At 43.3% G+C, this 12,154-nt stretch carries 13 protein-coding genes; 9 read left to right on the forward strand and 4 right to left on the reverse strand.

Annotated elements, in window-relative coordinates:
- From metX to L6421_RS09735, 7 genes are all read left to right on the forward strand, one after another.
- The gene (gene metX, locus L6421_RS09705) at positions 1-1,158 is read left to right on the forward strand and encodes a homoserine O-succinyltransferase MetX (protein WP_237261597.1); all 1,158 of its coding nucleotides are present in this window, start codon (positions 1-3) and stop codon (positions 1,156-1,158) included.
- Positions 1,155-1,766 carry a methionine biosynthesis protein MetW gene (gene metW / locus L6421_RS09710; RefSeq protein WP_446033471.1) on the forward strand — a complete coding sequence of 204 codons (612 nt, stop codon included), beginning with the start codon at positions 1,155-1,157 and terminating at the stop codon, positions 1,764-1,766. Before metX ends, metW begins: the two co-directional genes overlap by 4 nt.
- A gap of 217 nt (positions 1,767-1,983) precedes the next feature.
- Positions 1,984-2,226 carry a FeoA family protein gene (locus L6421_RS09715; RefSeq protein ID WP_237261598.1) on the forward strand — a complete coding sequence of 81 codons (243 nt, stop codon included), beginning with the start codon at positions 1,984-1,986 and terminating at the stop codon, positions 2,224-2,226.
- A complete protein-coding gene (feoB, locus tag L6421_RS09720) occupies positions 2,223-4,553 on the forward strand; it encodes a Fe(2+) transporter permease subunit FeoB (protein ID WP_237261599.1) in 2,331 nt (776 codons plus the stop codon). Before L6421_RS09715 ends, feoB begins: the two co-directional genes overlap by 4 nt.
- A 15-nt stretch (positions 4,554-4,568) precedes the next feature.
- Entirely contained in the window at positions 4,569-4,847 is a 279-nt protein-coding gene (locus L6421_RS09725; RefSeq protein WP_237261600.1) for a FeoC-like transcriptional regulator, read from the forward strand.
- 43 nt (positions 4,848-4,890) lie between these two features.
- The gene (locus L6421_RS09730; protein ID WP_237261601.1) at positions 4,891-5,838 is read left to right on the forward strand and encodes a PilZ domain-containing protein; all 948 of its coding nucleotides are present in this window, start codon (positions 4,891-4,893) and stop codon (positions 5,836-5,838) included.
- Between the two features lie 53 nt (positions 5,839-5,891).
- Entirely contained in the window at positions 5,892-6,314 is a 423-nt protein-coding gene (locus L6421_RS09735; RefSeq protein ID WP_237261602.1) for a hypothetical protein, read from the forward strand.
- A 31-nt stretch (positions 6,315-6,345) separates the two neighbouring features.
- Here the strand turns inward: L6421_RS09735 and L6421_RS09740 are convergent, their stop codons facing one another.
- Genes L6421_RS09740 through L6421_RS09750 form a run of 3 tightly spaced genes read right to left on the reverse strand, consistent with a single transcriptional unit; the run spans position 6,346 to position 8,549 of the window.
- Complete coding sequence (locus tag L6421_RS09740; RefSeq protein ID WP_237261603.1) at positions 6,346-7,266, reverse strand: PilZ domain-containing protein; 921 nt, start codon at positions 7,264-7,266, stop codon at positions 6,346-6,348.
- 49 nt (positions 7,267-7,315) lie between these two features.
- On the reverse strand, positions 7,316-7,831 hold the full coding sequence (locus L6421_RS09745) for a pyridoxamine 5'-phosphate oxidase family protein (protein ID WP_237261604.1): 516 nt from the start codon (positions 7,829-7,831) through the stop codon (positions 7,316-7,318).
- Positions 7,832-7,865: 34 nt separating this feature from the next.
- Entirely contained in the window at positions 7,866-8,549 is a 684-nt protein-coding gene (locus L6421_RS09750) for an alpha/beta hydrolase (protein WP_237261605.1), read from the reverse strand.
- A gap of 240 nt (positions 8,550-8,789) precedes the next feature.
- Here L6421_RS09750 and lptM point away from each other — a divergent pair, with 240 nt between their 5' ends.
- Entirely contained in the window at positions 8,790-8,996 is a 207-nt protein-coding gene (gene lptM, locus L6421_RS09755) for an LPS translocon maturation chaperone LptM (RefSeq protein ID WP_237261606.1), read from the forward strand.
- Positions 8,993-10,246: a diaminopimelate decarboxylase gene (gene lysA / locus L6421_RS09760; protein WP_237261607.1), complete on the forward strand. Its 1,254-nt coding sequence runs from the start codon at positions 8,993-8,995 to the stop codon at positions 10,244-10,246. Before lptM ends, lysA begins: the two co-directional genes overlap by 4 nt.
- A 686-nt stretch (positions 10,247-10,932) precedes the next feature.
- Here lysA and L6421_RS09765 read toward each other — a convergent pair.
- Positions 10,933-12,150, reverse strand: coding sequence for a hypothetical protein (locus L6421_RS09765; RefSeq protein WP_237261608.1), 1,218 nt, complete (start codon positions 12,148-12,150; stop codon positions 10,933-10,935).
- Positions 12,151-12,154: the final 4 nt, after the last annotated feature.

A 12,154-nucleotide genomic window follows, 5' to 3' on the forward strand; every position in this document is an offset into this window, starting at 1 on the left:
ATGAGTCAAAGTTTAGGTGTTATTACCCCACAGCTACTTCAAGTAGAGAACCCGCTTACCTTGAGCAGTGGTGCGCAACTGCCACGTTACGACTTGATCTATGAAACTTATGGTGAACTCAATGCCGATGCTTCCAATGCGATATTGGTGTGCCACGCATTAAGTGGTGACCACCATGTTGCCGGCGAAGACGCCAATGGTAAGCCTGGCTGGTGGGATGGTTATATTGGCCCAGGAAAACCGGTTGATACCGATAAATTCTTTGTGGTTTGCTCTAACAATTTGGGGGGCTGCCGAGGTAGCACAGGCCCAACCTCAATTAACCCGGAAACCGGAAAGGTTTACGGTCCGGACTTCCCGATGATGACCTGCCGTGACTGGGTCAACAGTCAAAATGAACTGCGCAAACACTTGGGCATTGAACAGTGGGCGGCTCTGATAGGTGGCTCTATGGGAGGCATGCAGGTATTACAGTGGGCGATTGATTATCCAGACAAACTCCGCCACGCTTTAGTCATTGCCGCCGCACCTAAGTTATCGGCACAAAATATCGCCTTTAATGAAGTGGCACGTCGTGCCATTATGACCGATCCAGAATTTCATGGTGGTCGTTACATCGAAAACGACACCATTCCAAAACAGGGCTTGTCCTTAGCGAGAATGCTCGGGCATTTAACCTATTTATCGGATGATATGATGGGCTCAAAGTTTGGCCGCGAATTGCGTGAAGACAAACTGCAATACAACTACGAAGTTGAGTTTCAGGTTGAAAGCTATCTGCGCTACCAGGGTGAGAAATTTGCCACCAAGCAAAACTTTGATGCAAACACCTACCTGCTGATGACCAAAGCGCTGGATTATTTTGATCCTGCGGCCGAGTTTGACCACGACCTCACCAAAGCACTTGCTCAAGCGACCGCTGACTTCTTGGTGGTCTCTTTTACCTCTGACTGGCGTTTTTCACCGCAGCGCTCCCATGAGATTGTTAAAGCCTTGCTGGATAACGATGCCAATGTGAGTTATGCCGAAGTCGAATCTGAGCATGGGCATGATGCATTCCTATTGCCAAATGAACATTACGAAGCGGTGTTTAGAGCCTATATGCAGAAATTGATTAATGAACTGCCTGAAAATGACCAAAATGGAGATAAAAAATGAACCGTATTTCTCCAGAATTCAAACTGATTTCCGATTGGATAACGCCTAACAGCCGCGTTTTGGATTTAGGTTGTGGTGATGGCCAGTTGCTTAAGCACTTAATCGACACCTACTCGATTACCGGTTATGGCATGGAGTTGGATCCTCAAAAAAATGTACAGGCGATCCAAAAAGGCATCAACGTCATCCAAAGCGACTTAAACAATCATGATTTGTGTGAATACTTTGATGAGGATTCATTCGATTTTGTGATTATGACCCAAGCCTTACAGGTAGTCAGCCGCCCGGATGAGTTGCTGGATGATATGTTAGCGATTGGTAAACAGTGCATTATCACCTTCCCAAATTTTGGGCACTGGCGTATGCGCTTGCAACTGTTAACCAATGGCCGGATGCCTGAAACCGATACCCTGCCATATCACTGGTATGACACACCTAACATTCATATGTGCACCTTCAATGATTTTGAAGACTTATGTGAGGAAAAAGGATTGGAAGTTGTCGCCAGAACGGTGGTAAACGCAGAACACCGCACTTCATTAGGTATGCGTATTGCACCAAACCTACTTGGAGAAGTGGCGTTATATAAAGTACAGAAAAAATCTTGATAAACCAATCAAAAACATTCGCTTAAAACCTACCAGGCCTGGTAGGTTTGCTTCAACCACTCAATTTAACCAAACCATTGAACCATATCAAGCCCAGATTTAAAGGCTCTAACCACCTAAACCAGCCATTCAAAGCGTTTATTGAGAATTATTTGCATTTAAGAAGCGCTTTTGCTATTCTATTTCTAAATAAAAACTATTATCATTTAAAGAAAATATGTCAATACCATCACATTCAACCCCTCTCTCAGAATGCCATACCGGTCAGGTGTGCCAGATTGTCGCCCTCAACGGCAAATTAGAGATGAAAATGCGTTTAATCAATTTAGGCTTTCATACCCATAGTGTTGTCGAACTGATTCTTACCCGTGGGCAAAACCTGGTTGTCAGTGTCGATGGTAGCCGCTTTGCGATTGATAAACATATTGCCGAATTTATTCAGGTAGAACCTTTAGCATGACCGTTATTAAGCCAAAAATTAAATTCAAAAAACAATCCCAGCAAGGTAAACATGCCTACCAAATTGGTTTGATTGGTAATCCTAACTGCGGAAAAACGACACTGTTCAACCGTCTTACAGGTTCACAGCAAACGACTGGAAACTGGCCGGGGGTTACCGTTGAACAAAAGTCGGGATATTTCGAGCTTAATGACAAATCTTACCATCTGATTGATTTACCAGGTGTCTACAGCCTTGAAAATGCGGCTCACTGTGGATTGGACGAAAAGGTTACAACCAACTATTTACAGTGCCAACCCACCGACTTGGTGTTAAATATCGTCGATGCCACCAGCTTGGAACGTCAGCTATTTTTAACCGCACAACTGCTGCATATGGGCTTGCCGGTTGTCGTGGTTTTAAACCGTATGGATCTGCTGAATGAACGTAATCTAAGAATTGATGTGGACAAACTCTCACAACAACTAGGTTGCCCTGTTATTCCGGTTTCAGCTTATTACAACAAAGGCATCGACCAACTCAAGCAGCAGTTGCCACAAATGTTAAATCACAATTCGGATTTACATTTCGATCTGCCTGAAGCATTGCATCAATCGGTACATGCGGTAAGAGATGCACAGCAAAACTCTGACTCGGATTCTTGTTGGAAAACCTTGCAGATGTTGATTGAACCGAAATTTGCTCCTTTGGAATTACAGAGTTTCTGTGAAGCCGAAAAGCAAAAGCTCGAAAAGCATTATGAAGAAGATTTAGCTCTGATTGCCGCGGACTTATATTTTCAATATGCACATGATGCAACCCATGCGAGCCAGGAACATACCGACCAATTTACTCGCAACACCACCGACACCGTCGATCGCTGGGCACTCCATCCCGTTTTAGGCATGCCGATTTTTCTGGCCATCATGTACCTGGTATTCGCATTGTCGATTACCGTGGGCAATGCCTTCTTGGACTTTTTCGATTTAGGCGCCCAAGCATTATTTGTCGATGGTCCTGCCGCGCTACTCGATACCATGAACGCTCCCGCTTGGCTGATTGCCTTTTTGGCGCAAGGCATTGGAGGCGGTATGCAGGTAGTCGCAACCTTTATTCCTGTCATCGGAGCCCTGTTCCTGCTGCTTTCCATTATGGAAGAGACCGGCTATATGCAAAGAGCGGCCTTAATTATGGATAATTTGATGCGACGTTTAGGCTTATCCGGCCAGGCATTCATACCACTTGTGGTCGGTTTTGGCTGTAATATTCCTGCCGTATTGGCCAGCCGAACCTTACCTGATCAACGTGACCGCATCATGACCATCATGATGACGCCCTTCATGTCATGTAGCGCTCGTCTCACCGTATATGTCATGTTCGCCACCGCTTTCTTCAGTGACAACGCAGCTCTGATTGTATTCTCTTTGTATCTGGTAGGAATTTTAGCCGCTATTTTGACCGCCATCATTCTTAAGAAAACTTTATTACCTGGTGAAGCGCCCGCGCTGTTGATGGAACTTCCCATTTACCACAAACCTGCGGTAATCAATGTATTACTCAACACACGCAATAAGTTGAAAAGCTTTATTCTCGATGCAGGTAAAGTCATTGTCTTAGTCGTATTGGTGCTTAACTTCTTTAACAGTTTGGGCACCGATGGATCTTTTGGACATGAGAACCAACCTACGTCCGTACTCAGTACCGTGGCTAAAGCGGCGACACCGATTGTGGCTCCGTTAGGAATCACTGAAGAAAACTGGCCGGCGACGGTAGGATTGTTTACCGGTTTATTAGCCAAAGAAGTGGTGGTAGGCTCATTAGATGCCCTATATCAAAGTGCCGAACAAGAAACGGTTGAAGCCCATAGTTATGATTTTAGCGGTGCCTTGAAAGAAGCCTTGGCGACCATCCCGGATAATGTATCCAATATCTTTTACGACATACCTGACCCTCTCGGCTTACAGTCGATCAATGGTGTTGCCGATAAAAAAGAGATTGCTGAAGAGCAAGGGTTTACTCCATCGACTTTAGATAAGATGGTGAAGTTCTTCGATGGTCAAATCGGTGCTTACGCTTATCTGTTATTGATTCTATTATACTTTCCTTGTGTCGCCACCTTTGGTGCCATTAAACAAGAGCTTGGCTGGCGCTGGGCTTTATACAGTGGCGGTTGGAGTATGTTTTTAGGCTACAGTGTCGCGGTCGGTTTTTATCAAATCGCAACCTACTCCCAACACCCTCTACAATCATTAAATTGGATAGGGATTATCATCCTGGCTTTTGCGGCGCTCTATCTCGCTTTATGGAAACAAGGCAAACCCTATCGAAATTTAACCAAAACAGACTAACTTGGGGCATGTTGTATGATTTTATTGGATTTAAAAAAATACATTAAACGCCATCAACGGGTCACTTTATTAGATATTCAACAGCATTTCGACATTGATGAAGCGGCGGCTATTGGACTAATGGAACCCTTGTTGCAGCAAGGGCATATTCAGGAACTAAAGCAAAACATCACCGCAGGAAGTTGCTCTTCGGGCAAATGCTCAACCAGCTGCCATCAAGTCAGTAAAGGCTCCGAATTTCAGTGGATTGACAAACCGATTAAACCGCTATCAATTCCGGTACAAATTATTTAGAATACCAAGAAGTTAAACACTTTTTAGGGTTCCGGTAATTTACATGAACAAATGGTTTAGAAAAGGCAATGGCAGACGTTTTCACCGGGTTGACATGCCAATACGCTACTTTATCGTGCCAAGCTCTCCTATTAAAGATAGAGAAATTTATGCAACCGGAGCAGACTACTTTCCTACCCCGCTAGTGAATATGATTGAAACCCGTAGATTCGACACACTTCGATCGGTTGAAAAAATCAAAGAACAAAGCACTTTAGTTACACAGATATTTAACGACGTTATTGAAGACATCGAGTTTTTTGGCGAATGCGCTAAAAACATCTCTCAAGGCATTAATCCAAAAAATGATATGGGTTATTGGCTCAAGGTCAATGACAAACTTAAAGGCTTTCATTCCATTCACGGCATTCAAGCCTCTTCACCCAAAACCTTCCAATATCTTTCTTTAATAGAAGAGAAATATTTAAGCTATTTGCAACGTATGGTGAATAGCATCAACTCATCGACTCCCGAACACTTTTCCGTAGAAGGCCACCTACCAATTGGTTTTAAACAGGATGAGATGATGACCGTTTTTCAACAAGAAAAATTCGCTAAGATTCCATTAATCCAAGCCATGTTACACCTTTCTGAATTTTTAGAAGCCTACCTCAATGTTTACCGTCAAATAAACGATGACAACTATCTCAAACAGTTTCCACAGGAATGGCCTTTAAGGGTAGCAAACGTAAGTTCAAGTGGACTAGCGGTTCATTTGCCGAAAAAATTCGATTTATACTCCAGAGTTGATGTTTTTCTCTACTTTGAACATGATGACCGGGCCATTAATTTTGATGGTAGCGTAGTTGATCTTAGAGAGGATAATGAAAACCATACACAACGGATTGCGATTAACTTTGAATTTCCCAATGGAAAAGACCAGGATTATTTACAGCAAGAAATTCAAAAGCAAGAAGTCAAAGAGTGCATGAAATTTGCTTTATACTCATAATGAGTTTTTTATAAACAACAAACCACTCAATCCAGACGAGAATAAAATAGAAGATGCCAGGAAGTAATCACGACGTTGACGCAAGTTTTATGGATGTCCTCCCTATCTCAGTAAGAGAGGCGGCTACTGACCTTATTCGTTATGCCAGCCTCAAAGATATGCTCACATACCGACTTGAAGGGCCTTCGGAATTTTTAGCTAGTCGTTTTCGTTTATCTCAAGAACAGTGGATAGCGGTTCTTAATGCCGTAATCCTTACTAAGGTCAGTTATTTTAAAATAGAGATTCATTTTCCCAACCGCTATATCGACAAACTCATAGAAGTTGCCTGTTATGCACGTGGATTACCGTCAAACAACCCGATTGATTTATACCAATCTGTCTTATCTGAACATCCTATTTTTGCCGATTGGGTTAAAACAGCGATACAAATCAAACAAGCCAACTTACGTATTCAACATAACCTCGCTTCGTAAGCCAAATACCCCCAATGCTTCAGAGCATCCATCAATAGGGTAAAGCCACCGAAAGAATCGAGTCTTTAAGCTCTTTACGCTGTTCAAATAAAGTGATTTTCTGTTCTTGTTCCGCCGTTAACAAATCAAACTCGACCCCTATGCGATAGGGATGTAGCTCATCATTAGACTCTTTTTGAGAAATGATTTTACCTCGGCAAATTAAAACCTCACCATCAATTTCCATAAAAACATCCATAATACTGAATATTTTATGAGGTGAAGTTGATAAAAAGCTAAAGCCACCCGCACTTAAGTTGACCCGGTAATTCATCCAATTACCTGAGCTTGAAATCTCTCGATAAGCCTCTTTCAACCGCTCTAAAACGGTCGCTTGTAGATTGAGCTTATCCACCATCAAGCGCAAAACTTTAGCCGGCAAAACTCCATTATTAGCTAACTCATCCAAGTTCTTCACATACTTTTTATCATCAAAAAGCTCTAATGACGCTTTTGAATAAATGAAAATCTTGCCATCGACACTCTCTTTTATAACGGTTTGAAGCTCATCCACATATTCACCGATCTGTTGATATAGAGCTAGGATCAGAGGCCCGACCGAGCTAGATTTTTTACTCGAAGGAGGCGTAAACTTATTATCCTCTCGGCTTCTAAATTTGTAGTCATGCGCCAAACGTGGATCATTCGATTCCATTAAATGCTCAATCAACCACCACATGAAATTGAGACGATGATTCAATACATAAAAAACATACAAGGCATTCGAACTGGCATCAAACACCTTATCTAGCCAGCCATTTAACTGGGCATTCAGTTCTTTTAGATGTTCTTCCTCTACCAACGAGATAAGCTGCCTACGTCCTGCGCTTAAATGTTTCCCATAACGGTCAACAGGTTCAAGATGCATTGGCAAAATCACATCATAGCGAAAGTAACGGCGTGCGTTAGACATAAACAAAAATTCCCGATTGAATGCTAATGGATTGCAAATTAATTCCTAGTCAATTTCGAGTAATGGGAGTCAACCCGCTACAAGGATTGTTTTCAAAAGCAAAAGCCTGACCAAACCCTTTCACATAACCGCCATTTTGTATGGCCAACTCAATCATGTGAAAATCACTTAAACCGCTTAACAATTCCACCACTTCGCCAAATTGCTGTTGAAAAAGCTCTAATAACTCCGCATATTGCTGGCTATGTTTATCGACCTCACTCGCCAGTAATTGTAACGTCATACGCTCTCTGGCAAACAATTGTTCGGTCTGAGATTCATCGGCAAGCAACAATCCGCCTACCAGGCCCGGTAGGCGGTTATTTGTTAATGTTTGATTCTGCTCAATCAGCCACAATAGGTTTTGGGTGTGTTTAGCCAATTCACTGACAAAAATAAACACCTTTCCGTTATGGAAAACAAAAGGCGCTACGCTGGTTTCAAGCCCCCCTTTTGAATCCACTGTGCTCAGAATCAGCGTTTTACGGCTTTCAAAAAAGGCTTCACACTGCTGTTGATTGGTCATAATGCGCTCCTACCTGACATTCTGGCTTGAACTTTTACTCAAGAAGCCGAGTTTGCAACCACGCGGAAATTTGTTCAACTTCCTGCATACAAACACTATGTTCCATTGGATAACTATGCCAGTCAACCGAAAAGTCTTTTGACTCTAAAAAGGCTTTTGAATCCTCGGCAACTGATAAAGGAATGACTTGATCATAACGTCCATGAGCCATGAAAATAGGCAAAGCATGATTTCTAAGCGAACTTTCATTAAAACACGGTTCAGGGTAATAGGTTGATAAAGCCAAAATACCGGCAAGATTCTCATCACAATTCAACCCGGCATGCAAAACCACCAGCCCTCCTTGAGAAAACCCCGCTAGGACAATTTTTTGAGCTGGAATCCCTTGAGAAATCTGCTCGGCAATCAAATCATTCACCACATTGGCTGATTGCTCAACCCCGTTAATATCTACACGATCTGCAATATCCATTGATAGGATGTCATACCAAGAACGCATCATCATTCCACCGTTGACCGTGACGGGTTGTACCGGTGCATGCGGGAAAACAAAACGGATCGCATGGTCATTAGGCAAACCTAATTGCGGCAAAATGTTTTCGAAGTCGTGACCATCCGCGCCTAGTCCATGCAACCAAATCACCGCGGCATTCGCTTTAACCGCAGGTTCCACAACAATACTCGGATCTAAATCGGCCAAGTTATAATTCTTATTCATGCTGTACTCGTTGTTTATTCCAATTAAACAGATTTTACCAGGCCTGGTAAACGCGTAAATGACTTTATAAAACCTTATTAAAAAGTTATGCGGCAAATGGGTTTGGATGATGAGTTATTTAACGCGCTCTGTTAAAATAAGCCAACTAAATAAACTGACTCACTGCCCGCTTTTGATTTGCAGTGACTCTTTACCCAATTATACAGCCCCTGGTATACCCCCCAGGATAATGGATTCAGTATGCCGATTACGTCAAAATCTCTTTTTGTAACTGTCATTTGCTGTTCAATACTACTTTCGGCTTGTGGCAAAAAAGGCCCTCTATATTTACCTGAAGAGCCTAAAAGCCAAACCAGTTCGGCACTTACACAATCCAACCATATTGAATACAGTGCATTATTACGTTTACTGCCTACTGAAACCCCATCGCAACAGGAAAAATCATGACACCAGCGTTTAGCTATAAAAACGACGGGCTTTATGCCGAAAACGTCAGTATCGAATCTTTAGCAAAAGAATTTGGCACCCCACTTTACATCTATTCACGCAGTGAATTTGAAAACCGTTGGTTGGCATTCGATTCCGCTTTTGGCACTCAACCACACCTGGTTTGCTATGCGGTAAAAACCAATTCGAATATTGCGGTTTTAAATGTACTGGCCAAATTAGGCGCAGGCTTTGATATCGTCTCGTTGGGTGAACTGGAACGCGTTTTAAAAGCGGGCGGCGACCCTAAAAAGGTGGTTTTTTCGGGCGTGGCGAAACAATCTGCTGAGATTCGCCGTGCATTAGAAGTGGGCATCCGCTGCTTCAACCTGGAGTCACACGCTGAATTGGACCGTATTCAAGCGGTTGCTAAAGAGATGGATTTAATCGCCAATATCTCAATTCGTGTCAATCCAGATGTGGATGCGAAAACCCATCCGTACATTTCAACCGGGCTTAAAGACAATAAGTTTGGGGTAGACATCAATACCGCACCAGAACTGTATGCCGATGCTTGTGCCTGTTCACACGTCAACCCAATCGGGATTGACTGTCATATTGGTTCCCAACTTACCGAGATAACGCCTTTTGTAGATGCGCTTGAGCGCGTATTGGCGCTAAAAGAGACTCTTGCCGAAATGGGCATAGATATCCATCATCTCGACCTCGGAGGAGGCTTGGGAATCCAGTACACTGATGAGACCCCTCCGCCAATCAAAGACTATATTCAGGCTTTATTGGCCAAACTGAATGACCCGAGTATTGAAGTGATTATCGAACCGGGCCGTGCCATTGCCGGTAATGCGGGTGTTTTAGTCACCGAAGTGGAGTACCTAAAACCAACTGAACATAAGAATTTTGCGATTATTGACGCGGCCATGAACGATTTGATTCGCCCGGCTTTATACCAGGCCTATCAAGATATTGTGCCGGTTGTTCCTCGAACCGATGGTCAAGAAGCCCAATGGGATTTGGTTGGCCCGGTTTGCGAAACGGGAGACTTCTTAGGTAAAAACCGTACCCTTAACTTAAAAGCGGGGGATTTATTAGCGGTTAAATCCGCTGGTGCTTACGGTTTCACCATGAGTTCAAACTACAATACTCGTCCACGTGCGGCCGAAGTCATGGTCAAAGATAACCAGGCCTGGTTAATCCGTCCGCGTGAAACCTATGAAGATTTAATGGGTTCAGAACAAATCATTCAAGATTAGTTATTACCAGGCCTGGTCAGTTTATTAACCTTTAAGTCACGAAAGTTTTAAAAAGACCAGGTCTTAATAACATAAACAAAACCTAAACTTTCCAGTGCCCATAACTATTAAGTTCTTCTCCTGTCAATATCATGATTCGACTTGACCAGGTAGTATCTTATTTAATTTAAATTTTCATCAATGATTGAGAAGCCTTTTTGATATTTATAGGTCTTAGGGTTTTATCTACAGGCTTCCCGTCACTTTATTTGCTTGTCCAAATAAAGTAACCAAACAAAAGACACCCCACAGCCACAATCTATTTCACTAAGCTTGTTGGCTCAGATTTCAAAACTCGCTCCGCTCAAACAATGAAATCTTTTAACGCCCTCTACGCTAAGTGAAATCACGATTGCTTACAGAGGGGGATTTTTTCTCTACGAACTTTCAATAACCAACCTTCAATACAATCAAGAGTTGAAATTGACCTGGCCTGCTTAAATATATTGTTTTACCCTAAAGCAAAATACACACACCAAGCTTCCCCTTGTAATAAAGAGTGCCAAGGCCTTGAACGCTCTAGGTGTTCTTGAGGATATAAAAAACGCTGCTGCTAGAGCGGAGTTTATGGAGTGAGTTCAGAGTTTTCAGAGAATGAGCTTAGGGAATGCCAATGAAGTGCGTTGGAGTGCCCTTTTGTGATTTCGTTATTCTTGCCGTAACTGGCTAGCTTGCCAGAGATGTAAGGTTGAAAGCTGCTTGGCGCCTGGCAATCTATTTTCCAAGCCCCTGACTCGTAAAACCGAATGCATTTCCATCGTCTTATGAATCGCTTGCGGACTGTCGGGTAAATGCGAATAGGTTAATGCGGCCCAAACCCCCTCTTCATCTTTCCAAGCAAGCAAAACCCCTTTGTCAGCACCTTGCTCATTCACATCATATTCGGTCAACCAAATATGCTGCTGGATTTGACTTAACGCAATCCAATCATCCAAACCATGCAAAGCTTGCGGCTCAGCCGTTAAACGTTGCTGTAAGTGTTGCTGGGTGGCCGCATGTTGGGTGATTTTTTCATGGCGTGCTTGGTTAACCGCCAAATCCAACCAGGCCTGGTAGAGTTCGGAAACCTCTACCAAATAGCGGCACTGACCGATTTTATCGACAATATTTTCTTGCAGTCGTAAAAACTCCGCTGCTCTATAAGCATCTTCAAGCAAGGCGACCATGCTTTGGCATTGCATAGGTCGACACGGCAACTGCGCCAAAGCGTGATGCAATTTACTGCCAATCAACTCTGGAAAACGTGCCGCCAAAGACAACGCCATCGAATTGATTCTAGGAAGTGCTTGCAAGGCACTCAAGCGTTGCTCGTCCAACAAACAAGTCTCAATCTGTTCGGCAATCTCGTTATTGACCCAGCGCAAACGCAAATTGGTTAAGAATTTGATGGTTTCCGCCTTACCAGGCCAACCCACCGTAGCGGCGATTTGCGAACGCTTACCCGACAACAGCGCGACAATTTCTGGCTCTTCTAGACGGGAGGTAATCAATCGCCAAGCCAGCATAGGAGCATGGTCGAGCAACTCCAATACTTGGGGATACTTACCCGCATAATGTAATAAGGTCATTTGGTGAGAAGGAAACAAGGCACAACTGTCTTGCACCCATTTCGGAATCTGTTTACGCCAATCTGAGAATTGCGGCTGGTTTGGCCAGCCCATGATTTTGAAATAACTCGGATAATCGGGGATGTCCTGTGCATTGAGCATCATGTTATCCCAACCGATAATCGTGACCACCCCTTCGTTAGGGAAGAGTTTACGTGCATCGATATACAACTGTTGCTCAAACTCATCCCAATAGCAAAATTTAGCCAGTTGCTGTTGCTTACGATCGGTAACCGTCAACAATACGGGGGACTTCATCGCG

This window comes from Thiomicrorhabdus immobilis, assembly GCF_021654855.1.
In the GTDB taxonomy this organism is placed as follows: Bacteria; Pseudomonadota; Gammaproteobacteria; order Thiomicrospirales; family Thiomicrospiraceae; genus Thiomicrorhabdus; species Thiomicrorhabdus immobilis.

Excerpts from the sequence above, each read along its gene's own strand:
- L6421_RS09725 (WP_237261600.1), top strand. The coding sequence starts at position 4,569 with ATGATTTTATTGGATTTAAAAAAATACATTAAACGCCATCAACGGGTC.
- lysA (WP_237261607.1), top strand. The coding sequence starts at position 8,993 with ATGACACCAGCGTTTAGCTATAAAAACGACGGGCTTTATGCCGAAAAC.
- L6421_RS09765 (WP_237261608.1), bottom strand. The coding sequence starts at position 12,150 with ATGAAGTCCCCCGTATTGTTGACGGTTACCGATCGTAAGCAACAGCAA.
- L6421_RS09715 (WP_237261598.1), top strand. The coding sequence starts at position 1,984 with ATGTCAATACCATCACATTCAACCCCTCTCTCAGAATGCCATACCGGT.
- L6421_RS09735 (WP_237261602.1), top strand. The coding sequence starts at position 5,892 with ATGCCAGGAAGTAATCACGACGTTGACGCAAGTTTTATGGATGTCCTC.
- L6421_RS09730 (WP_237261601.1), top strand. The coding sequence starts at position 4,891 with ATGAACAAATGGTTTAGAAAAGGCAATGGCAGACGTTTTCACCGGGTT.
- metW (WP_446033471.1), top strand. The coding sequence starts at position 1,155 with ATGAACCGTATTTCTCCAGAATTCAAACTGATTTCCGATTGGATAACG.
- L6421_RS09745 (WP_237261604.1), bottom strand. The coding sequence starts at position 7,831 with ATGACCAATCAACAGCAGTGTGAAGCCTTTTTTGAAAGCCGTAAAACG.
- lptM (WP_237261606.1), top strand. The coding sequence starts at position 8,790 with ATGCCGATTACGTCAAAATCTCTTTTTGTAACTGTCATTTGCTGTTCA.
- L6421_RS09740 (WP_237261603.1), bottom strand. The coding sequence starts at position 7,266 with ATGTCTAACGCACGCCGTTACTTTCGCTATGATGTGATTTTGCCAATG.
- L6421_RS09750 (WP_237261605.1), bottom strand. The coding sequence starts at position 8,549 with ATGAATAAGAATTATAACTTGGCCGATTTAGATCCGAGTATTGTTGTG.
- metX (WP_237261597.1), top strand. The coding sequence starts at position 1 with ATGAGTCAAAGTTTAGGTGTTATTACCCCACAGCTACTTCAAGTAGAG.
- feoB (WP_237261599.1), top strand. The coding sequence starts at position 2,223 with ATGACCGTTATTAAGCCAAAAATTAAATTCAAAAAACAATCCCAGCAA.